Here is a 22,122-nt window from a genome sequence, read left to right on the forward strand (position 1 = left end):
CAGGATTGAGAGCCGCCGCGCCACGCGGGGCGGTTCAAAGGGAACGATCGGGAAAACAGGCGCCGCGCCGCGCAATTTGAGGTAGGATGTCAGCCATGAGCCGCTTGCCCGCATTCGCCGAGATCGACTGGCGCGCACCGGACCTTGCGACGCCGTCGGACACCACCGCGCCCTGGGCCACCCCGGAAGGCATTGCGGTGAAGGCCCTGCATGGCCCCGCCGATGTGGAGGGGCTCTCCTTCATCGACACCTATCCCGGCGCCGCGCCTTTCCTGCGCGGCCCCTACCCCACCATGTACGTGAACCAGCCCTGGACCATCCGGCAATATGCCGGCTTCTCCACGGCCGAGGATTCCAACGCCTTCTACCGGCGCAACCTCGCGGCCGGCCAGAAGGGCCTGTCGGTGGCCTTCGATCTGGCCACCCATCGCGGCTATGACTCCGATCATCCGCGCGTCGCGGGCGACGTGGGCATGGCGGGCGTCGCCATCGATTCCATCTATGACATGCGCACCCTCTTCTCCGGCATCCCGCTGGACCAGATGAGCGTGTCCATGACCATGAACGGCGCGGTGCTGCCGATCCTGGCCTTGTTCATCGTGGCGGGCGAGGAGCAGGGCGTGCCGCACGCCAAGCTCTCCGGCACGATCCAGAACGACATTCTCAAAGAATTCATGGTGCGGAACACCTATATCTATCCGCCCGCACCGAGCATGCGCATCATTTCCGACATCTTCGGCTATACGTCGAAGGAGATGCCGCGCTTCAACTCCATTTCCATTTCCGGCTACCACATGCAGGAAGCCGGGGCGACGCAGGATCTGGAGCTGGCCTATACGCTGGCGGATGGCGTCGAATATGTGCGCGCCGGCGCCAAGGCTGGGCTCGACATCGACGTGTTCGCGCCGCGCCTCTCCTTCTTCTGGGCCATCGGCATGAACTTCTACATGGAGGTGGCCAAGCTCCGCGCCGCCCGCCTCCTGTGGACCAAGCTCATGAGCGACCTCGGCGCCAAGAGCCCGAAGTCCCTGCCCCTGCGGACCCATTCGCAGACCTCCGGCTGGAGCCTCACCGCGCAGGACGTGTTCAACAACGTCATGCGCACCGCCATCGAGGCCATGGCGGCGACCCAGGGCCACACCCAGTCGCTGCACACCAACGCGCTGGACGAAGCCCTGGCCCTGCCCACCGACTTCTCCGCCCGCATCGCCCGCAACACCCAGATCCTGCTCCAGCAGGAAAGCGGCACCACGCGCCAGATCGACCCGTGGGGCGGCTCCTTCTTCATCGAGCGCCTCACCGCGGACCTCGCCGCCAAGGCATGGGCGCATATCGAGGAAGTGGAAGCGCTGGGCGGCATGGCCAAGGCCATCGAGGCGGGCATCCCCAAGCTGCGCATCGAGGAAGCCGCCGCCACCACCCAGGCCCGCATCGATGGCGGCGCCCAGACCGTGGTGGGCGTCAACAAGTACAAGCCGGAGAGCGAGAAGCCCATCGACGTGCTGAAGGTGGACAATTCCGCCGTGCGTGCCGCCCAGATCGAGAAGCTCAATCGCCTGCGTGCCGAGCGCAATCCGGCCGAGGTGGAGGCCGCCCTCACGGCGCTGACCAATGGCGCCAGCCAGGGGGCGAACCTCCTGGAACTGGCCGTCAACGCCGCGCGGGTGAAGGCGACGGTGGGTGAGATTTCTGATGCGCTGGAAAAGGTGTTCGGCCGCCATCGGGCCGAGATCCGCGCCATTTCCGGCGTCTATAAGCGGGAGGCGGGCGCCATGACCGACAAGGTGGCCAAGGTGCAGGCACAGGTGGAAGCCTTCGAGCATGCGGAAGGCCGCCGGCCGCGCATCCTGGTCGCCAAGGTGGGCCAGGACGGCCATGACCGGGGCCAGAAGGTCATTGCCTCCGCCTTCGCGGATCTGGGCTTCGACGTGGATATCGGCCCGCTCTTCGCCACCCCCGAGGAAGCCGCCCGCCAGGCGGTGGAAAATGACGTGCACGTGGTGGGCATCTCCTCCCTCGCCGCCGGTCACCTCACCCTCGTTCCCGCGCTGAAGCAGGCGCTGGAGGCGGAAGGGCGCGGCGACATCATGGTGGTGGTGGGCGGCGTGGTGCCCCCGCAGGACTATGACGCCCTCAAAGCCGCCGGCGCCGAGGCCATCTTCCCGCCCGGCACCGTGATCGCCGACGCCGCGCGCGACCTTCTGGCCACCCTCTCCCAGCGGCTCGGCCATTCCCGCGAGGCGGCCGAATAGGCTGGCCATGCTCCGCCCCCTCGGCTCGACCCTGCGGGTGATCGAGCCTGCCCCGAACGTGCTCGCCTTCTTTGACGGGCGCGTGCCAGGAGCGCGGCTTCATGCCGAAATGGAGAACTGGCTGGACGATGGCGCCTATGCGCTGGGCATCGCCTCCTATGCGGTGATGGAGGACGGGGAGGCCCTCGTCTACGACACCCACGTCTCGCTGCCCCATGCCCGCCTCGTCCGGGCCGAGCTGGTACGGCGGGGTGTGCGCCACATCCGCGTGGTGCTGAGCCATTGGCATGATGACCATGTGGCGGGGAACGCCGTTTTCGCCGATTGCGAGATCATCGCCAATGCCGACACCGCCGCTCTCCTGAAGACCCACCAAGCCGCCATGGAGGCCGCCGATCCGCCCATCCGCCCACTGGTGCATCCCACCACTTTGTTCGAAGGGACGCTGGACCTGAAAGTGGGCGCGGTGCCGGTGCGGCTCTTGGCCTTCGATATTCACAGCCGGGACGGAACGGTCGCCCTGCTGCCGGACGGGGTGCTGTTGGCCGGCGACACGCTGGAAGACCCCATCACCTATGTGGACGAACCGGACCGCCTCGCCGTCCATCTCCGTGAGTTGGAGCGCCTCGCCGGCCTCGGCGTCCGCCGCATCCTGCCCAATCACGGATCATTCGCGCGCATCGCGGCCGGCGGCTATCCGCCGGAGCTGATCGAGGCCACCCGTCTCTATGTGGAGGCGCTGGCCGCCCTCGCTCCAAGCGCGCCGGGCACAGAGGCCCAGAAGGCGGCCCGCGCCGCCTTGCCGCTTGAGGATTTCGCGGCTGAAGCCTTCGCCACCGGCGCCATCGATCCCTTCGCCCCCTATGAGGCGGTGCACCGGCGCAACGTGGAACGGGTGCGGACGGAGGGGTGAGATTGCGCCGCGCGGGGCGGAGCATTGCGGCGGCCTATGCGCTTCCGCTGAATTCCGGGGGGGTCTGGGGCTCCTGCGCACCGTCGCCGCCCTCCCGCCGGGCGGCCCAAGTGAGCAGCGCATCCAGCGCCGGGCACAAGGCCTGTCCCCATTCCGTGAGCCCATATTCCACTTTGGGCGGCACCTGGTGGTGGACGATGCGCCGGACGATCCCATCCTTCTCCAGCTGCCGCAGCTGCTGGATCAGCATTTTCTGCGACACGCCGGGAATGGCGCGCTCCAGGTCGGAGAAACGCAGCACCTGCCCGCCGAAGAGGTGAAACAGGATCACCAGCTTCCAGCGCCCCTCCAGGAACTTGAGCGCAGTCTCGACGCCCTGGGCGGCTCTTTCTCGCGTGTAGGGATGGGGCATACTTTTTCGTAAGTACCTTACTTTTTCGTGCGTTCTTGCGATTTCGTCAGGCTAGGCCATCTTCCGGGGGCGGACAAGTTCTCCTCAAGCTCAACTCCAGCTCACTTGGAGATGGATCATGACCCCTCCTCTGCCCGAACCCATCGCCCAATACTTCGCAGCCGATGCCAAGGACAGCGCCTCCATCGCCCAGTGCTTTGCAGCCGACGCGGTGGTGGTGGATGAACGCCAAACCCACCAGGGGCGTGAGGCCATCGCGCGCTGGAAGGCGGAGGCCTCTGCAAAATACGACTATGTCAGCACCCCCGTCGCCGTGACGGCGGAGGGCGGAAAGACGATTGTTACCGCCCATGTGGCCGGCAATTTCCCGGGCAGCCCGGTGGACCTGCGCTATGCCTTCACCCTGTCCGGCGATGCCATTGCGCGCCTGGAGATCGTTCCCTGAGGGGCGATGCCCCCGTGGCAGGGGGCATCGCAGGTGAGGCAAGGACGCGCCTCAGCCCGGCGCGCCTTCCTTCAGCAGCTTCCAGGTGATGGAATCGATCAGCGCCTCGAAGGAGGCGTCGATGATGTTGGGGGAGACGCCCACCGTGGTCCAGCGGTCGCCGGTCTCGTCCGTGCTCTCGATGAGGACGCGGGTGATGGCTTCCGTGCCGCCATTGAGGATGCGCACGCGATAATCCGTGAGGCGCAGGCCGGCGATGAAGGGCTGGTACTTGCCCAGATCCTTGCGCAGCGCCACGTCCAGCGCGTTAACGGGGCCGTTGCCCTCGGCGGCGGAGATGAAGACATCGCCGTCCACCTCCACCTTCACGATGGCCTCGGCGACGGTCAGCATCTCGCCGCGCGCATTGTAGCGGCGCTCCACATTCACGCTGAAGCGCTCCACCGTGAAGAAGTCCGGCACCGTGCCCAGCATGCGCCGCGCCAGCAGCGCGAAGGAGGCATCCGCCGCCTCATAGGCATAGCCCAGCGACTCGCGCTGCTTCACCTCGTCGAGCAGGCGGCCCAAGCGCGGGTCGGCCTTGTCCACGTCGACGCCGAGCCGCTCCAGCTCGGACACCACGTTGGACTTGCCGGCCTGGTCGGACACCAGGACCTTGCGGCGATTGCCCACGAGGTCGGGCGCCACATGTTCATAGGTGGCGGGGTCTTTCAGGATGGCGGAGGCGTGGATGCCCGCCTTGGTGGCAAAGGCGCTGTCGCCCACATAAGGCGCGTGGCGGTTGGGCGCCCGGTTGAGCATCTCATCCAGCACATGGGAGACGCTGGAGAGATCCTGCAGACCCTCCTGCGTGACGCCGATCTCGAAACGATCAGCGAAATCGCCCTTCAGCATCAAGGTGGGGATGAGCGAGCACAGATTGGCATTGCCGCAACGCTCGCCGAGGCCGTTCAGCGTGCCCTGGATCTGCCGGGCGCCGGCGCGCACGGCGGCCAGCGAATTGGCCACCGCCTGCTCGGTGTCGTTATGGGCGTGGATGCCCACATGGTCGCCCGGCACCACCTCAATCACCGCGCGGACGATGGCGTCCACCTCATGGGGCAAGGTGCCGCCGTTGGTGTCGCACAACACCACCCAGCGCGCCCCCGCCTCATAGGCGGTGCGGGCGCAGGCCAGGGCAAAGTCGCGCTTTTCCTTGAATCCGTCGAAGAAATGCTCGCAATCCACCAGCACCTCGCGCCCGGCGGCGCGGGCGGCGGCGACGCTCTCGCGGATGGAGATGAGGTTCTCTTCCTCCGTGGTCTCCAGCGCCACCCGCACCTGATAGGCGGAGGCCTTGGCGACGAAGCAGATGGCATCCGCCTCTGCGGCGAGCAGCGCGGCGACGCCCGGATCATTGGCGGCGGAACGCCCGGCGCGCTTGGTCATGCCGAAGGCGGTGACCTTCGCCCGCGCGGCCCGCTTTTCCGCAAACAGGTTGGTGTCGAGCGGGTTGGCGCCGGGATAGCCCGCCTCCACATAGTCGACGCCCAGCCGGTCCAGCAGGCTCATGACCTTGAGCTTGTCGGCGAGCGTGAAGTCGACCCCGTTGGTCTGCGCGCCGTCCCGCAGCGTGGTGTCGAACAGATAAAGGCGTTCCTTGGTGGGCATTTCTTGTCTCGTTTGGTCATCGCCCATTGCGTCGGGGCGGGCGCCCGTCCTGTTTCCGTCCGCAAGCGCCGCCATGCCACCCGTTTCCGGCCGCGGCGCCGCATCCCCCAGGACGAGCGGCGCGTTCACTGCGTCCTCGCGGGCGGCAGGTCCTTGGACAGCGTGGTGTTGGCCAGCCACACATCGCCCAGCGGCACGGAATTGCGGCGCTGGGCCACGTAGCCGCGATGCTGGAAGAAGCCGAGGGCGGTGTCGCTGGCGTCCACGGTGAGAGCTTTCGCCCCCCGGGCTTGCGCCAGGCGCTCCAGCGCGTCGCACAGGAGGCGCGCGATGCCGGTCTCGGCCATTTCCGGGTCCACATAGAGCAGGTCGATGAGGGTGTTGTCCTTGAGGGTGGCGAAACCCATGGGATCGCCATCCACGACGGCCACAAGGGTCAGGCCGTTGGCGAGGCGGGCGGCGAAGGCTTCCTCGTCATCGGCCAAGGCGGCCCAGGCTTCCTGCTGGTCATCATCATAATCGTCTTCCGTCAGCTCCATGACGGCGGAGCGGAAGATGATGGCGAGGCGGGCAGCGTCCTCCGGCAGATAGGGCCGAAGGCCGGCGGCGCTATTGGAATTGGCGGCCTTCATGGCGCGACCTCCCAGCTGGTGGTGCCGTCCTTGTTGTCCATCAGGACCACGCCCTGGGCGGCGAGCAGTTCGCGGATCTGATCGGCGCGGGCGAAGTCGCGGGCCTTGCGGGCGGCCAGGCGCTCCGCGATGAGCAGGCCCACCGCGTCCGCATCCACCGTCACCTTCTCCCGCTTGCGGGCAAGCCATTCGGTCTGGGTCTCCTGGAGGAGGCCCAGCAGGTTGGCCGCGCCCTTGAAGCGGCGCTTCAGGGCGGTGGAGGTCTCCACGTCATCGGCCACATCGGCGAGATGGTGGAGATGGGCGATGGCCGAGGGCGTGTTGAGATCGTCGCCGAGACGATCGGCGATCTCGCTCTCGAACGGATTGCCCTCCCCCGTCTCCGCCGGCTCGTCACCGACGATGCGGTACCACTTGTCCAGCGTCTTGGCGGCAAAGCCAATGCCCTGGCGGGTCCAGTTGATGGGCTGGCGATAATGGGTGGAGAGCATGGCGAAGCGCAGCGCCTCGCCCGGCCAGTCCGCCAGCAATTCACGGATGGTGACGAAGTTGCCGAGCGACTTCGACATCTTCTCGCCTTCCAGCATCAGGAAGCCGTTATGCATCCACACCCGCGCCATCACGCCGGTGTCGAAGGCGCAGCGGGACTGGGCGATCTCGTTCTCATGGTGGGGGAAGACAAGGTCAATGCCGCCGCCATGAATGTCGAAGGTCTCGCCCAGATGCTTCCAGGACATGGCCGAGCATTCGATGTGCCAGCCGGGGCGGCCTGGGATTGCGATGCCGCAGGGCGAGGGCCAACCGGGCACACCCGCCTCGGACGGCTTCCAGAGCACGAAGTCCATGGGATCGTGCTTGTAGGGCGCCACATCCACCCGCGCGCCGGCGATCATCTCGTCCAGGGGGCGGCGGGAGAGGCGGCCATAATCGGGCATGGAGGGCACGTTGAACAGGACATGATCCTGCTCCACATAGGCATGGCCCGCCGCCACCAGGCGCTCGATGAGCACCCGCATCTCGTCGATATGCTCAGTGGCGCGCGGCTCCACCGTTGGCCGCAGGCAGCCGAGCGCGGCCGTGTCCTCGCGGAACCAGCGATAGGTCTCCTCGGTCAGGTCCCGAATGGTGATGCCCCGCTCGGCGGCGCGGGCGTTGATCTTGTCGTCCACGTCCGTGATGTTGCGCACATAGGTCACCTGCGCCTCGCCATACAGACGGCGCAGCAGGCGGAACAGCACGTCGAACACGATCACCGGCCGGGCATTGCCGATATGGGCGTGGTCATAGACGGTGGGGCCGCAGACATACATGCGCACCCGCTCGGGATCGAGCGGACGGAAGGGATCCTTGGACCGGGTGAGCGTGTTGTAGAGCCGCAGCTCCATGTGACCTTCACTCCCTCAGAGGCATGCGCCGCGACCCGTCAGGGGCCGTGGATCATGGATGCCCGACCTGCCGGCCGTGGCGTCCGTTTCTCCTCGAGGGGTACAGCAAGGGACGGCCGCGGCCAGCGTGTTTGGCTAACCGCAAATAATCGACAGCACGGCGCGCAGGCGCACAAATGCCGGGATGTTGGACGTCTCGTTCATGGCGGCGGACAATGAGAGCGGAATGTGCAGGCGTCAAGCCATTTCCAAAGACAAAGCTGGCCCTGTTCCGCCGGCCAGCCTGTGGCGTGGGCAAGCCCGCTGCAACGTGAGCAAACCCGCAGACAGCGCAGGCCGCCCTCCTCCCGCGACATTCCGCACGCGCCGGGGTCGAGGGGTGGTAGCGGCTTGACCTTCTTATGGACACAAGTCTATCCCAAGACCGTCGCCATGGTTACCCCGCGCGAATCGGCACCCGCCTGACAGCGCCCCTCGGGGCGCGCACGGGCCTAAAGAGGTCGCAACGCAAATACATGACGAAAACCAGCCTCATCCTCGCTGCCCTGGTGACGCTGGCCGGCGGAGCGGCCCGCGCAGAAACGCGCATCTTCCTGATCGAGAATTCCGACGCCTACGGCATCGACCGCTGCCTTGCCGAGGGTGAGCCCTGCGGCGAGCGCCTCGCCACCGCCTGGTGCCGCTCCCACGACTATAGCCGCGCCCTCGATTATGGCCGCGTGGCCTCGGCGGGCCCGCTGACTCCCATCGCCAGCCCGCCGGCTAACCGCGCGGCCTGCGCCGGTCCGCTCTGCCCGAGCGTCGTCACCATTACCTGCAACCGCTGACGGCGAGCCGAGGGCAGCCGGCTCCATGCCGGCACGCACCTTCCCCTATTTCAGGAAATCCGCGCAACGCGGCACCTCGCCCGAAGCGCCCCAGGGCATGATGGGCACGGTGGAGGTGGAATTCTTCGGGCTGCCCTCCACCAGCTTGTCCGAATAGACGAGATAGACCAGGACATTGCGCTTCGCATCGCAGCCTCGCACGATCTGCATGCGCTTGAAGAAGAGCGAGCGGCTCTGGCGGAAGACCACGTCGCCCTGCTCGAACTTCTCCTTGAAAACGATGGGACCCGTCTGGCGGCAGGCGAGCGAGATGTCGGAGACCTCCTCGGCCACCCCGACCATGCCTGAAAGGCCGCCCTTCTCGGGCACCGTATAGTGGCAGGCGACGCCGGAAACCACCGGGTCGTCAATGCCATAGACCGCCAGCTTGTCGTCGGGGGTCAGGAACTTCCAGACCGTCGACTTGCGGAAGATCAGGTCCGGCTCCTGCCCGGCGGCAGCGCCACCGGCGAGGAGGCAGATCGTCGCCGCGGCAAGGCCGCGCAGCCACAGTTTCATCAGGTTTCACCCCTTCCGCGCCCAAGGCCCGTGCCCGGACGTGCCCATCACATATGGGTGCGCCCCAGCCCGGACGGAAGGCGGGAATTGACGTGCCGTGCGCAGCATGACACCTGTGCCGGCAAGAAGATCAAGACGCCCGGAGACTCCCATGAGCACCACCCGCCGCCATTTCCTCGGCGCTTCCGCCACTGCGCTCGCCTCGACCACCGTCGCCATGCCGGCCCTCGCGCAGAGCCAGCCCGAGGTGAAGTGGCGCCTGACCTCGTCCTTCCCCCGCGTGCTCGACACCATCTACGGCACCGCCCAGATGCTCTCGAAATACGTGGCCGAGGCCACCGACGGGAAGTTCCAGATCCAGACCTTCCCGGCTGGTGAACTGGTCCCCGGCTTGCAGGCCCTCGATGCCGTGTCGTCCGGCACGGTGGAATGCGCGCAGACGGCCACCTATTTCTATATCGGCAAGGATCCCACCCTGGCCTTCGGCACCGGCGTGCCCTTCGGCTTCAACTCACGCCAGCAGCATTCCTGGTGGTTCTTCGGCGGCGGCGAGCAGATCATCAATGGCGTGCTCTCCAAGCTGAATGCCTATTCCATTCCCATGGGCAATTCCGGCACCCAGATGGGCGGCTTCTTTCGCAAAGAGCTGAAATCGGTGGAGGACCTGAAGGGCCTGAAGTTCCGCATCGGCGGCATTGGCGGGCAAGTGCTTGCCAAGCTCGGCGTCGTGCCGCAGCAGATCGCCCCCGGCGATGTCTATCCGGCGCTTGAGCGCGGCACCATCGACGCGGCCGAATTCGTCGGCCCCTATGACGACGAGAAGTTCGGCCTCGTGAAGGTGGCCAAGTACTATTACTATCCCGGCTGGTGGGAGGGGGGCGCCATGCTCCACCTGGTCATCAACCAGGAGCAGTGGAACAAGCTGCCCAAGCACTACCAGGCCATCCTGTCCAATGCCTGCGAGGCGGCCAACAACTGGATGCTCGCCAAGTATGACATGGTGAACCCGCCGGCGCTGCGCCGTCTGGTGCAGCAGGGCTGCGAATTGCGGGCCTTTCCGCAATCCATCCTTGAAGCCGGCTACAAGGCTTCGTTCGAGCTCTACAACGAGATCGCCGCCACCAATCCGAACTTCAAGAAGGCGCTGGACAGCATGAATGCCATCCGGGCCGAGCAGCTCGTCTGGTGGCAGATCGGCGAATATTCCTACGACAGCTTCAACATCCGCATGCGCGGCAAGAGCTGACCGTTTGCGGGCGGATCGGGCGGCAAGCCGCACCCGGTCCGCCCGCAATCGATGAAAACCACAGTTTCGTCACCATTAGCCCCGGTCAATGGGGCTATAAGTGCAGGAAGATGAGGCCGACCGCCTCCACGCGCCGCCACCCGGCCCATCGGCCGGAACCGGGACGCAGGGGCGGTCGTCCTGTTCCGGGAATGGGGCGCACCGCTCCCCCGGAGGATGCGGCATTGATCGGGCGGTCCAGATTGAGAATGACATCGCTTCGCTTGTTCGGCCTGGGCGCCGCGCTCCTGGCCTTCCCGGTCCTGACGCCGACGCTGGCTTCGGCACAGACTGTTCCGGCGCAGGCAACGCCGGTGCAGTTGGCGCAAGCGCCTAGCTACCAGGTGCCTCCCGGGGCGGTGGCCCAGGCGCCCGGCCCCAATTGCATGCAGTTGGAAGGCGCCCTTGCCTCCCTCGACCGGCCCGACCCGGCCACCGATGCCCGGCTGCAGCAGGCCGCAAAGATGCGGGGGGATCTCGCCCAGCTCAATGCCGACGCCAAGGCGATGAACTGCGACGCCCCGCGCGGCTTCTTCATCTTCCAGGGGCCGCCCCGGCCGCCCCAATGTGACGCCATTGACGACCAGATTTCGCGGCTGCGGGCCAATCTCGCCAGCATCGAGCGCACCGCCGGCGGCGGGGATCGCGACGGGCAGCGCCGGCAGATCATCATGGCGCTGGCCCAGAACAATTGCGGTCCGCAATATCGTGCAGCCGCCCAGGCCATGGCCCAGCCGCAGCGCCAGCAGCAGCGGCCGCGCAACTTCTTCGAGGCCCTGTTCGGCGGCCCCGGGCCGGAAGACTCGGAGACAGCGCCCGGCCTCGACGTGGCCCCGATGGACCTGCCGAAGTCGTCCACCTATCGCACCGTGTGCGTGCGCACCTGCGACGGCTTCTACTTCCCCATCTCCTACGCCACCGTGCCAGCCCGTTTTGCCACTGACGACGCCCTGTGCCGGCGTCTGTGCCCGGCCACTGAGGCGCAGCTCTTTACCTATCGCAATCCTGGCGAGGACATCCAGCAGGCGACCTCTATCAACGGCAAGCCCTATATGTCGCTGCCGACCGCCCTGCTCTATCGCAAGCAGTTCAACCCCTCCTGCTCGTGCCGCGCGCCTGGCCAGTCCTGGGCGCAGGCGCTGGCGGGGCTGGAGGATTCCTCCACTCTCCAGAAGGGCGACATCCTCGTCACCGAGGAGCAGGCCAAGGAAATGTCGCAGCCCCGGCCGGTGGGTGATCCGAACGCCAAGGGCAAGACAGCGAGCTCGCGCCCCGCATCAACCGCTCCGGCCAGCGCCTCAGGCGCTGCGCCGCTCGATCCCGCGCCGTCCACCGCATCCGCCCCACTCGCTCCCGCCTCCGAGCAGCCGGGACAGCGTCCGGTGCGCGTCATCGGAACCCCGCGCTCGAACAATGCTTCCAGTGGATCAACCTCCGCGACCCAATGAGTGCGGTCCACATGCAGGCCTGACGCGAAAAGGCCGCCTCCGGTCTCGAGGCGGCCTTCGTTCGTCTCAGCCGGCTAGACGCGGCCCAAGAATGCCGACCGCAGGACTCGCCCTCATTTCAGTACGTCGATAAAGGCCGGCGGGCCATCGATGCTGAAGGACTTCACCTCCTTGGCGTCGAAGTTGGCCTTGGCCAGGTCCAGCACCCGCGTCTGGCTGTTGCCATAGGTGCGCAGGTAATAGCGCTTGGTCTTGAGATCCGCGACCGAGGTCCATTCGGTGGTTTCGATCGCCGAGACGCCACCGCCGGCGGCCGCATCGGCAGACGTGCGGATGATGCCCGGAGGGATGTCGAAATTGTTGAGGATGTGGAAGGCGATATCCACCGTTTCCGCGCTCGTCTTCTGCTCCGGCGCGGCCCGCCAGTAGAGGAAGGCGCGGATGAAGCGCGAGGGCGAGGACATGTCGCCCGGCATCCCCGCCGCTCCGGCGCCGGTGCTCGGGGGAGAAAGCGTGAGCGCGCCGATCTTCACCGGATCGGGATTAAAGGGCGACAGGCCCAGATAGTTGCTGAGGCTGGTGACGTGCCAGTCGAAGGTGGGCGCGTTGGTCAGGATGGTGGTGGGGTTGTCGTGCATGTGCAGGACCCCGCCGGTATATTCGATCACAAGGCTCGCGCCGCCGGCATCATGCAAGGTGATGTGCATGGGGGTCGCCATCTTCAACTGGGCGAGGATCGCCCGGTTGACCTTGATCTTGGGCAGGCCGGCCTTCACCTCCGCCACCGTGGCAAAGCTGGTGAGGAGATAGGTGAGCAATTCGTGGGCGGCGATGGAGGTGCGCGCCTCGGCCGCGGGCACGTCCTGGTAGAGCGCGAGACCCGGCAGATAGAGCATGCCACCCACAAGGCCGGCCTCATTCATGCCGTCCACCAGCACCGGCAGGCCGAAGGCATTGGCGCCCACCGCCCCGTATTTCACCGTCCAGGGCAGCCCGGTTCCCGCTTTTCCATCCGGCCCGGTGCCCGTCAAGGCGAACTGGCGGGGCACCACGATCAGCTGCGATTGCAACGGCAATCCGAATTCCAGGGTGCGGCCATAGGTATAGCCGCCATCGACGGATTTCAGGAGAAACGACGTGCAGGCTTGTGCCTGCTGGAGAGGCAGCAACGTGGCGGCGACGATCGCGAGCTTGGCAGCGATCCGTCCGGCAGTCTTTGTTATCATGCGGGGTTCTCCCTTGGTGCACTCCCTGTCCAACGGACAGGCTAGTCGCAAAGGAGGCTAAGACCTAGCCGTTCGCTGTTTCCAAAATGTGCAGGCACCTCTCCGAAGTGGCCCTTTGCCGGAGCGATCGAAAGCGGAATGCTTCTTGCTTAGCATTGGCGGGGAGAAGCCCACGCGCCGGGGCGCGGGGATACGTTGCAACCGCTGCGACCGGTGGAAGGGTCGGGCGGGACGATCTGGAACCGGGGATCGGGGTAGGGTTTGCGTGTCGGTTGAGCATCCGGCGCGGGAGAACCGCCCCAGGGGGTTGGATGGACCTGAACACGGTCAAGGACATCAGCCGGCCTTCGAGCCGGCCGGAGCTGGATGACGTCCGTCCGGGCGATGCCTGGCTTGCAGGCGGGACGTGGCTGTTTTCCGAGCCGCAGCCGAATATCACGCGGCTTGTGGACCTCTCTGGCCTGAACTGGGGCGGGCCGCGCCTCACGAGCGAGGGCCTCGACATTCCCGCCACCACCACCATCGCGGATCTCAACGCCTTCGCCGCCGCCGCCCCCTGGCCCGCCGCGCCTCTGTTCGGCCAGTGCTGCGCCGCCCTTTTGGCCTCGTTCAAGATCTGGAACATGGCGACCGTGGGCGGCAATCTGTGCATGGCCCTGCCCGCCGGAGCCATGATCTCGCTCACCGCAGCCCTCAATGCCCTCTGTCTCATCTGGTCCCCCGGTGGCGGAGAGCGGCAGATGGCCGCGATGGATTTCGTACGTGGGCCGCTCGACACGGCGCTCGCGCCCGGCGAGGTGCTGCGTGCGATCCTCGTGCCGCACGCCGCCCTCGCTCGCCGCACCGCCATGCGGAAGATCTCCCTGAGCCGCCTCGGGCGGTCCGCCGCCCTTGTGGTGGGCACGCAGGCGCCCCTCTCCCAGGGCCTCGACCTCACCATCACCGCTTCCACGCCTCGGCCGGTGCGGCTCGCTTTTGCCGAATTCCCCGACGCCGTGACGCTGCGCGCCCGCCTCGACGCGGCACTGCCGCCTCCTGCCTATCACGACGACATCCATGGCCGCCCGGACTGGCGGCGGCATGTCACCGCCATCCTCGCCGAAGAGGTGCGCGCGGAATTGGCGGGAGGTGGTCGGCCATGAGCCATCCCCCCATCCGCCTCATCATCAATGGCCAACCCACGCAGGCCGCTCCGCAGCCCGGCCAGTGCCTGCGCACCTTTCTGCGGGACATGGGCTGGCTCGGCGTCAAGAAGGGGTGCGATGCGGGGGATTGCGGCGCCTGCACCGTCCATGTGGACGGCGCGCCCGTGCACAGCTGCCTCTTCCCCGCCTTTCGCGCGGAGGGGCGGGAGGTCACCACCATTGAGGGGCTGGCGAGCCCGGACGGGCTCCACCCCATGCAACGCCGCTTCCTGGAAGCGCCGGGCTTCCAATGCGGCTTTTGCACCGCCGGCATGATCATGACCGCCGCAAGCCTCGACCAGGCGCAGCTCCAGGACTTGCCGACGGCGCTCAAGGGCAACATCTGCCGCTGCACCGGCTATCGCGCCATCGAAGATGCGGTGCGCGGCGTCTGCCATGTGGAGACGGCGCCCTCAGGCCCCGTGGCGGGCGCCAGCCTCGGCACGCCGGCGGGACCGGACGTGGTCACCGGGCGTGCGCCGTTCACCATGGACTTCGCTCCACCCGGGCTGGCCCATCTGAAAATCCTGCGCTCACCCCATGCCCATGCGCGCATCGTTGCCCTCGACACGGACGAGGCGGCGCGCGTGCCGGGCGTCATCGCCATCCTCACGCACCATGATGCACCACTTGTCCATTTTTCCAGCGCCCGCCACGAACTGATGGCGGACGATCCCGCCGACACGCGCATCCTGGACGACGTGGTGCGCTTTGTCGGCCAGCGGGTGGCCGCCGTGGTGGCGGAGAGCGAGGCGGCGGCGGAGGAGGCCTGCCGGCGCCTCGTGGTCACCTATGAGGTTATGCCCGCCGTCTTCGACCCCGAGGAGGCCATGCGCCCCGGCGCGCCGCGCGTCCATGAGAAGACCGCCGCCGCCAGCGGCTCCCGCGATCCCGCCCGCAATGTGGTGGCGGAGATTCAGGGCGAGGTGGGCTCCGTGGCGGCGGGGTTTGCCGAAGCGGACGTGATCCACGAAGGCACCTATTCCAGCCAGCGCATCCAGCATGTGCATCTGGAAACCCATGGCGCCATCGGTTTCCTTGACGAGGACGGCCGGCTGGTGGTGCGCTCCAGCACCCAGACGCCCTTCCTCACCCGCGATGCGCTGTGCGCCGTCTTCGACCTGCCACGGGACAAGGTGCGGGTGCTGTGCGAGCGGGTGGGCGGCGGCTTCGGCGGCAAGCAGGAAATGCTCACCGAGGACATCGTGGCGCTGGCCGTGCTCAAGACCGGGCGGCCGGTGAAATATGAGGTCACCCGGCCCGAGCAGTTCGCCGCCACAACCACGCGCCACCCCATGACCATCCGCGCCAAGGTGGGTGCCAGGGCGGATGGCCGCCTCACCGCCATTTCGCTGCGCGTGGTCTCCAATACCGGCGCCTATGGCAATCACGGACCCGGCGTCCTCTTCCACGGCTGCAATGAAAGCCTGATCCTCTATCGCTGCCCCAACAAGAAGGTGGAGGGCTATGCGGTCTATACCCATACCCCGCCCAGCGGCGCCTTCCGGGGCTATGGGCTGAGCCAGACCCTGTTCGCGGTGGAATCCGCCATGGACGAGCTGGCGCGGTCGCTGGGCATGGACCCGTTCGCCTTCCGCCGGCTCAACGCCATCCGCCCCGGCGATGCCATGGTCACGCACACGGCCCATCCCCACGACGTGGAATATGGCAGCTATGGCCTCGACCAGTGTCTCGATCTGGTGGAGGCGCGGCTGGCAGAGGCCCGCGCCCAGCCCGCGCCCGGCCCCGACTGGCTGGTGGGCGAAGGCATGGCGGCAGCCCTCATCGACACCATTCCCCCGCGCGGCCACCATTCCAACGTGCACCTCTCGCTCACCCCGGAGGGGATCTTTGAGCTGAAGGTGGGCACGGCCGAGTTCGGCAACGGCACCTCGACCGTCCATGTGCAGATCGCCGCCACAGTGCTCGGCGCGCCCGCTACGGCCGTGCGCCTCGTCCAGTCCGACACCGATCTCGTGGCCCATGATACGGGGGCCTTCGGCAGCACCGGCATCGTGGTGGCGGGCCTCGCCACCGAGCGGGCCGCCCGCGCGCTGGCCGAGCGCATCCGCGCTTTTGCCGCCGAGCAGTGGCGGATGCCCTTCGATCAATGCCGGCTCGAGGCCGGCGAGGTCGTGGCGGGTCACAGGCGCCTCTCCCTGCGCGCGCTGGCCGAGGCGGCGCGCGCCGCCGGCATGGCGCTGGAGGCGCAGGGTGCCGCCGATGGCTCGCCCCGCTCCGTCGCCTTCAACGTGCAGGGCTTCCGCATTGCCGTGCATCGGAAGACCGGGGAGATCCGGTTCCTGAAGAGCGTCCAGGCCGCCGATGCGGGCGTGGTGATGAATCCAGCCCAATGCCGGGGCCAGGTGGAAGGCGGCATCGCCCAGGCGCTGGGCGCCGCCCTGTTCGAGGAGGTGGTGCTCGACCCCGAGACCGGCGCCATCACCAATCCCACCTTGCGCACCTATCGCGTGCCGACCTTCGCCGACGTGCCGCACACCGAGGTGCTGTTCGCCGACACCTATGACCGCATCGGCCCGCTCGGCGCTAAGTCCATGAGCGAGAGCCCGTTCAACCCCGTGGCGCCGGCCCTTGCCAGTGCCCTGCGTGATGCCACCGGCATCCGCTTTCCCGCCACCCCGTTTGCCCCCGACCGGATCTATGCCGCCATCGCCGCGCGCCATGGCAGCGGATCCGGCACGGACAGGACCATCCCCTCGCCCACCTGCCCCTGCTGAAAGGTCGTCCGCCATGCTGGAGAAGCTGTTCGCGCTGAAGGAAAACGGGACCAATGTGCGGACCGAGGTGCTGGCGGGGGTCACGACCTTCCTGACCATCGCCTATATCGTCTTCATCAATCCGGCGATCCTCAGCGCGGCTGGCATGCCGCAGGGTGCGGTCTTCGTCGCCACCTGCCTGGTGGCGGCCATCGGCACCGCCATCATGGCGCTCTATGCCAACTACCCCATCGCCATCGCGCCGGGCATGGGGCTGAACGCCTACTTCGCCTATGTGGTGGTGCTCACCATGGGCTACACATGGCAGACGGCCTTGGGCGCGGTGTTCATCTCCGGTGTGCTGTTCCTGTTCGTGTCGCTGACCGGCATCCGCGACCATATCGTGCGCGGCATCCCGGAATCCCTGAAGATCGCCATTCCCTCGGGCATCGGCCTTTTCCTGGCGATCATCTCGCTGAAGAATGCGGGCATCGTGGCGGCGAGCCCGGCCACCTATGTGACGCTGGGCGACCTGCACAAGCCGGGCGTGGTGCTGGCCATAATCGGCTTCATCATGGTGTCCGCACTGGTGGCGCTGAAGGTGCGCGGCGCGCTCCTGATCTCGATCCTGGTCATCACCGGCTTGAGCTTCGTGTTCGCGGGCAACACCTTCCAGGGCATCTTCTCCATGCCCCCGTCCATCGCCCCCACCCTCTTCGCCCTCGACATTACGGGCGCGCTCTCCGGCGGGGTGCTTCAGGTGGTGCTGGTCTTCTTCCTGGTGGAATTGTTCGACGCCACGGGCACCATGATCGGCGTGGCGCGCAAGGCGGGCCTTGTGAAGAACGGCAAGATGGAGCGCCTCAACAAGGCTTTGCTGGCGGACAGCACCTCCATCTTCATCGGCTCCCTGCTCGGCACGTCCAGTTCGACCGCCATGCTGGAGAGCACCTCCGGCGTGCAGGATGGCGGCCGCACGGGCCTTACCGCCGCCACCGTCGCCGTGCTCTTCCTCGCCTGCCTCTTCATCTCGCCCCTGGCCGCCTCGGTGCCGCCCTATGCCACCGCGCCGGCGCTCTTCTTCGTGTCCTGCATGATGCTGCGGGAACTGGTGGACATGCATTGGGACGACGTGACGGAGGTCATCCCGGCCTGCGTCACCGCCATGCTGATGCCCTTCACCTTCTCCATCGCCAACGGCATCGCCTTCGGCTTCATCACCTATGCGGCGCTGAAGCTGCTGACCGGCCGCTACAAGGGGGTCAGTCCGGTGACCTGGACCATCGCCGCCGTCTTCCTGTTCAAGAGCATCTACGAGGTGGGCGGCCATTGAGCGAGAATCAGCAGCCGGACCTGTGAGGCTGCGACGCGAAGCGCCGGAGCCTCGCCACCCCGCCCACCCAGAGGGGGGGAAATCGTGGCACGACGCGGCTTTCCCCCCGCTCGTCCCCTGTGGACGGCGGTGCCTGAACAGCCGCCACATGACAAGGATGCGCGACACAGATACCGTAAAGCCTCAAGGATGCCGGACGAGCATGGAGCGCCGCAGGCGCTTGGCCGCAGGCGCCGCATGGAGACATGACGATGGTTGAGACGACCACGCCGAAGACCAAGGCGAAGCCGAAGACCCAGGCCCCTGTCGCCCCTGCGGTCCACTGCACCGAGCAGGCCCCCACCTGCTTCTTCGAAACGGTGGGCGCCTTCTCCCACAGTCACGGCGTCTATTCCCTCATGCTGACCACAGGCTTCCCAGTGCCCATGGCCGACGGCACCGTGCAGCACCAGAACAAAGTGGCGGCCTATGTGAAGGGCAATCGCGCGGCGCTGCTGTCCATGCGCGAAGCCATCGACAAGGCGCTGCTGGCCGGCGTGCCCACCACGGGGCAGGCGCCGTCCTGACGCTGGCTTGCGGGGCAGCGCACATCACTGCAACAGCGAGGCACGACGGCCCGATGGGACGGCCGCACACAGGCCCGTGGCATCCGGGGCGGCGCGGTGCGAAGCACGTCTCAGTCTGAAGGGTCAGCGCTTTCTTCGGCCTGGCGGCCTGAAGCCATCGCGCGGGCGGGCACGCGGAATTCTGCCGCCCCCACCGCCACCGGCCGCCCCCGCACGCGGGCCGCAATGTCTGCCCGGATGAGGCGCCCGTCGCCGTCCTCCGTCACTTCCAGCACCTTACCTTCCACCCGCACCACATCCCCCGGCCGGACCGGGGCCACGAACCGGGCGGTGAGGCTGCGCACGAAACCGCCGGGGCCGGCTGCATCGCTGGCCACGCGCCCCATGAAGGCCATCGTGAGCATGCCGTGGGCGATGATGCCCCCAAGCCCCGCAGCCTCGGCGAAGGGCTTGTCATAATGGATGCGGCTATAGTCGTCCGAGGCGCCGGCATAGCGCACCAGTTGCTCGGCGGTGACCGCCTCGGTCTTCAGGACGAGGACCTGGCCCACACGCCAGTGTCGGGGGGCAGCCGTCATGCGGGTAGCCCCAATTCCTGCAGTGACCGATAAAGCGTGGCGCGCCCGCACGTCACCACCCGATGACCCGCTTCGTCATCCACTCGCACTTCCTGACGCATCACCTCCAGCGGCCCCTTGCTGCCGCGCCGCTCTTCAAGAGCCGCAAAGGCGAAGCGGCATACCAAGCGCATGCCGGCCATCACCGGCCGCTCATAGGTGAAGCTCACCGAGCCGGCCAAAATCCGCCGCCGGTCAAGGGGAGCGAGCCAGGGGGCCTCATGGGGCGGGCGAAAAGTGATGGGAAAGGTGGGCGGAGCGAGAATGTCCGCATGACCCTGGGCGCGGGCGAAGGCGGGATCGTGAAACAAGGGGTTGGTGTCGCCGATGGCGCGGGCGAACTTGCGCACCGCCCCGCGCTCCACCTCCACCATGAAGGGGGCCATCTCCATCCCGATGAGGGACCGGTCAATCTCGCTCATGCCGGCGATCAGGCCTTGAGCGCCGCATAGGCGGCGGGATCGAAGCCGACCAGAAGAACGCCGTGGGCTTCCAGAACCGGCCGCTTGATGAGGCTGGGATGGGCCTCCATCAGGGTGACGGCCTTGGCCGCGTCGAGATCTGCGCGCTCGGCCTCGGGCAGTTTGCGGAAGGTGGTGCCAGCCTTGTTCACCAACTTCTCCCAACCCACCTGTGCGATCCAAGCCTCCAGCTTTTGCCGCGAGATGCCGACGGTCTTGTAGTCATGGAAGGCATAGGGGACTCCCGCCGCATCCAGGGCGGCGCGGGCCTTCTTCATCGTGTCGCAGTTCTTGATGCCATAGATCGTGACGTCCGATGCCAACTCCGCCTCCCTGTCCGTCCCCTGCCTCTCCGCGGCGGTCTGAGGCATGAGGGTCCCCCGGTCAAGCGGACCCTGTGCACATCCTCAATGGGGCACCACGCCCATTTCCACGCCGGTCTTGTGGTGGAGCGCGAAGCGGTCGATCAGGTCGGCGCTGGCGCGGTTATAGCCAACCACCTCCACCCGCCGTCCCTCCGCCCGCAGGCGTGCGACGATCTTGTCGAGCGCCGCTACGGCGGAGATGTCCCAAAAATGGGCGGACGAGACATCAATGGTCACGTTCGGCGCGGTCTCCCCGGTGTGGAAGGCCCGCGTGAAGCGATGCACCGACGCGAAGAAAATCTGGCCCGTCACCCGATAGACCACCCCCTCCCCCGCCTCGGGCGCGAGGCGTTCCACCGCGAACATGCGCTGGACCTTGCCGGCGAAGAAGATGCCGGACAGCAGCACGCCAGCGAGCACGCCGAGTGAAAGATCATGGGTGGCCACCACCACCACGACCACGGTCAGCATCACCACCGAGGAGGTGGGCGGATGGCGGCGCAGATTGAGCAGCGAGTTCCAGCTGAAGGTGCCGATGGACACCATGATCATCACGGCCACCAGCGCCGGCATGGGGATGCGGCCCACATAGGGGCCGAGCACGGCCAGCAGGAACAAGAGGAAGGCACCGGCAACGAAGGTGGACAGCCGCCCCCGGCCGCCGGACGTCACGTTGATGACCGACTGCCCGATCATGGCGCAGCCACCCATGCCGCCGAACAACGCCGCCACGATGTTCGCGCCCCCCTGGCCGAGGCATTCGCGGCGCTTGTCGCTGTCGGTATGGGTCATGTCATCCACGATCTGGGCCGTCAGCAGGGATTCCAGCAGCCCGACGGCGGCCATGGTCACCGCATAGGGCGCGATGATCCGAAGCGTCTCCAGGGTGAGCGGCACCTGCGGCAGCGCGAGGCTCGGCAACCCCTCCGGCAGGTGCCCCATGTCGCCCACTGTGTTCACGGGCAGGCCCAGGCCCATGCTCAGCGCAGACAGGACCAGGATGGCCACCAGGGGCGATGGCACCGTCGTGGTGAGGCGGGGAAACAGATAGATGATGGCCACCCCCCCGCCGACCATCCCATAGGTCTGCCAGCCCACATGGGTCAGTTGCGGGACCTGGGCCAGGAAGATCAGAATAGCCAGCGCATTGACGAAGCCGGTGATCACCGAACGCGAGACGAACTGCATCAGCAGGTCGAGCCGCGCCAACCCCGCAAGCATCTGGATCAGGCCCATGAGAATGGTGGCGGCGAAGAGATATTCGACGCCGTGATCCCGCACCAGGGGACCGACCAGCACAGCCACGGCCGCCGTGGCCGCTGAAATCATGCCCGGCCGTCCGCCGGTGAAGGAGATGACAATGGCGATGGCCACCGAGGCATAAAGGCCCACGCGCGGATCCACACCTGCGATCAGCGAAAAGCCGATGGCCTCGGGAATGAGCGCGAGGGCGACGACGATGCCGGCTAAGGCATCACGCCGCGCGGCGGCCAGGCCGCTGAACCATTGGCGGCCATAAGAAGACAATCCTGATGACATGGAAATTTCCACAACAAGGCACATGGCACCGCACATGGCGCCACAGGGCGCGATTGGCTCATGTGTGTTGTTGTCCGGCGGATTGGCGGCCGGAATAGCCACCCGGGATTTCACCGGGTCCGTACGAATGACCGCACCTTCATTGCAGCGCAGCAATAACCGCAGATAACCTGCAGCCGTAAATCAGGTCAAGCCCAAAGCCGTGCGCCGGCGGTCCCTGGCTTTCCCGCGCGGGCTGGCGTGAACGGACAGGTGCACCTGCACCAAAGGGCATCGAAGACCAGCAAAGGGAGCCCGAAAGCAAAAA

20 protein-coding genes and 1 other annotated feature are annotated in these 22,122 nt (G+C 67.0%); of the genes, 10 read left to right on the forward strand and 10 right to left on the reverse strand.

What is annotated here, in order from left to right:
- Nucleotides 1-95 precede the first annotated feature (95 nt).
- Together scpA and J5J86_RS09525 are read left to right on the forward strand one after the other, a co-directional pair.
- Entirely contained in the window at nt 96-2,252 is a 2,157-nt protein-coding gene (scpA, locus tag J5J86_RS09520; protein WP_209104637.1) for a methylmalonyl-CoA mutase, read from the forward strand.
- Between the two features lie 7 nt (nt 2,253-2,259).
- Nucleotides 2,260-3,165, forward strand: a complete 906-nt coding sequence (locus tag J5J86_RS09525) for an MBL fold metallo-hydrolase (RefSeq protein ID WP_209104638.1) — start codon at nt 2,260-2,262, stop codon at nt 3,163-3,165.
- A 34-nt stretch (nt 3,166-3,199) separates the two neighbouring features.
- Here J5J86_RS09525 and J5J86_RS09530 read toward each other — a convergent pair whose 3' ends face one another.
- Nucleotides 3,200-3,577, reverse strand: a complete 378-nt coding sequence (locus J5J86_RS09530; RefSeq protein ID WP_209104639.1) for a winged helix-turn-helix transcriptional regulator — start codon at nt 3,575-3,577, stop codon at nt 3,200-3,202.
- A 118-nt stretch (nt 3,578-3,695) separates the two neighbouring features.
- On the opposite strand from J5J86_RS09530, the gene J5J86_RS09535 reads away from it, so the two are divergent.
- Nucleotides 3,696-4,022, forward strand: coding sequence for a nuclear transport factor 2 family protein (locus J5J86_RS09535; protein ID WP_209104640.1), 327 nt, complete (start codon nt 3,696-3,698; stop codon nt 4,020-4,022).
- 51 nt (nt 4,023-4,073) lie between these two features.
- Here the strand turns inward: J5J86_RS09535 and cimA are convergent, their stop codons facing one another.
- From cimA to cysS, 3 genes are all read right to left on the reverse strand, one after another.
- Nucleotides 4,074-5,672, reverse strand: a complete 1,599-nt coding sequence (cimA, locus tag J5J86_RS09540) for a citramalate synthase (RefSeq protein WP_209104641.1) — start codon at nt 5,670-5,672, stop codon at nt 4,074-4,076.
- Nucleotides 5,673-5,797: 125 nt separating this feature from the next.
- Nucleotides 5,798-6,304: a GNAT family N-acetyltransferase gene (locus J5J86_RS09545; RefSeq protein ID WP_209104642.1), complete on the reverse strand. Its 507-nt coding sequence runs from the start codon at nt 6,302-6,304 to the stop codon at nt 5,798-5,800.
- Nucleotides 6,301-7,689: a cysteine--tRNA ligase gene (cysS, locus tag J5J86_RS09550; protein WP_209104643.1), complete on the reverse strand. Its 1,389-nt coding sequence runs from the start codon at nt 7,687-7,689 to the stop codon at nt 6,301-6,303. The genes J5J86_RS09545 and cysS overlap by 4 nt, the downstream gene beginning before the upstream one ends.
- Nucleotides 7,690-8,204: 515 nt before the next feature.
- Here cysS and J5J86_RS09555 point away from each other — a divergent pair.
- The gene (locus J5J86_RS09555) at nt 8,205-8,516 is read left to right on the forward strand and encodes a hypothetical protein (protein WP_209104644.1); all 312 of its coding nucleotides are present in this window, start codon (nt 8,205-8,207) and stop codon (nt 8,514-8,516) included.
- Nucleotides 8,517-8,561: 45 nt separating this feature from the next.
- Here J5J86_RS09555 and J5J86_RS09560 read toward each other — a convergent pair whose 3' ends face one another.
- Nucleotides 8,562-9,074 (reverse strand): CreA family protein, encoded by a 513-nt coding sequence (locus tag J5J86_RS09560; RefSeq protein ID WP_209104645.1) that lies wholly within the window; start codon nt 9,072-9,074, stop codon nt 8,562-8,564.
- A 151-nt stretch (nt 9,075-9,225) separates the two neighbouring features.
- Between J5J86_RS09560 and J5J86_RS09565 the strand changes: the two genes are divergently transcribed.
- Together J5J86_RS09565 and J5J86_RS09570 are read left to right on the forward strand one after the other, a co-directional pair.
- Nucleotides 9,226-10,320, forward strand: a complete 1,095-nt coding sequence (locus J5J86_RS09565) for a TRAP transporter substrate-binding protein (protein ID WP_209104646.1) — start codon at nt 9,226-9,228, stop codon at nt 10,318-10,320.
- 248 nt (nt 10,321-10,568) lie between these two features.
- The gene (locus tag J5J86_RS09570) at nt 10,569-11,807 is read left to right on the forward strand and encodes a DUF2865 domain-containing protein (protein ID WP_209104647.1); all 1,239 of its coding nucleotides are present in this window, start codon (nt 10,569-10,571) and stop codon (nt 11,805-11,807) included.
- Between the two features lie 113 nt (nt 11,808-11,920).
- Here the strand turns inward: J5J86_RS09570 and J5J86_RS09575 are convergent, their stop codons facing one another.
- Nucleotides 11,921-13,033 carry a linear amide C-N hydrolase gene (locus tag J5J86_RS09575; protein WP_209104648.1) on the reverse strand — a complete coding sequence of 371 codons (1,113 nt, stop codon included), beginning with the start codon at nt 13,031-13,033 and terminating at the stop codon, nt 11,921-11,923.
- A gap of 311 nt (nt 13,034-13,344) precedes the next feature.
- Between J5J86_RS09575 and J5J86_RS09580 the strand changes: the two genes are divergently transcribed.
- From J5J86_RS09580 to J5J86_RS09595, 4 genes are all read left to right on the forward strand, one after another.
- Entirely contained in the window at nt 13,345-14,175 is an 831-nt protein-coding gene (locus tag J5J86_RS09580) for an FAD binding domain-containing protein (protein WP_209104649.1), read from the forward strand.
- Between the two features lie 11 nt (nt 14,176-14,186).
- Nucleotides 14,187-16,955 carry a molybdopterin-dependent oxidoreductase gene (locus J5J86_RS09585; RefSeq protein WP_209105335.1) on the forward strand — a complete coding sequence of 923 codons (2,769 nt, stop codon included), beginning with the start codon at nt 14,187-14,189 and terminating at the stop codon, nt 16,953-16,955.
- A 13-nt stretch (nt 16,956-16,968) separates the two neighbouring features.
- On the forward strand, nt 16,969-18,267 hold the full coding sequence (locus J5J86_RS09590) for an NCS2 family permease (protein ID WP_209104650.1): 1,299 nt from the start codon (nt 16,969-16,971) through the stop codon (nt 18,265-18,267).
- Nucleotides 18,268-18,518: 251 nt separating this feature from the next.
- Nucleotides 18,519-18,833: a hypothetical protein gene (locus tag J5J86_RS09595; protein WP_209104651.1), complete on the forward strand. Its 315-nt coding sequence runs from the start codon at nt 18,519-18,521 to the stop codon at nt 18,831-18,833.
- Between the two features lie 110 nt (nt 18,834-18,943).
- Here J5J86_RS09595 and J5J86_RS09600 read toward each other — a convergent pair whose 3' ends face one another.
- From J5J86_RS09600 to J5J86_RS09615, 4 genes are all read right to left on the reverse strand, one after another.
- Entirely contained in the window at nt 18,944-19,411 is a 468-nt protein-coding gene (locus tag J5J86_RS09600) for a MaoC family dehydratase (protein WP_209104652.1), read from the reverse strand.
- Nucleotides 19,408-19,872, reverse strand: coding sequence for an FAS1-like dehydratase domain-containing protein (locus J5J86_RS09605; protein ID WP_209104653.1), 465 nt, complete (start codon nt 19,870-19,872; stop codon nt 19,408-19,410). Before J5J86_RS09605 ends, J5J86_RS09600 begins: the two co-directional genes overlap by 4 nt.
- A gap of 8 nt (nt 19,873-19,880) precedes the next feature.
- Nucleotides 19,881-20,189, reverse strand: coding sequence for an arsenate reductase (locus J5J86_RS09610; protein ID WP_247658466.1), 309 nt, complete (start codon nt 20,187-20,189; stop codon nt 19,881-19,883).
- A gap of 129 nt (nt 20,190-20,318) precedes the next feature.
- Nucleotides 20,319-21,815 (reverse strand): SulP family inorganic anion transporter, encoded by a 1,497-nt coding sequence (locus J5J86_RS09615; RefSeq protein ID WP_209104655.1) that lies wholly within the window; start codon nt 21,813-21,815, stop codon nt 20,319-20,321.
- Between the two features lie 68 nt (nt 21,816-21,883).
- Nucleotides 21,884-21,939 (reverse strand) — a sequence feature (sul1 is cis-regulatory element that is thought to sense ions involved in sulfur or methionine metabolism; They are found in Alphaproteobacteria).
- Nucleotides 21,940-22,122 lie beyond the last annotated feature (183 nt).

It is taken from the genome of Aquabacter sp. L1I39 (assembly GCF_017742835.1).
In the GTDB taxonomy this organism is placed as follows: Bacteria; Pseudomonadota; Alphaproteobacteria; order Rhizobiales; family Xanthobacteraceae; genus L1I39.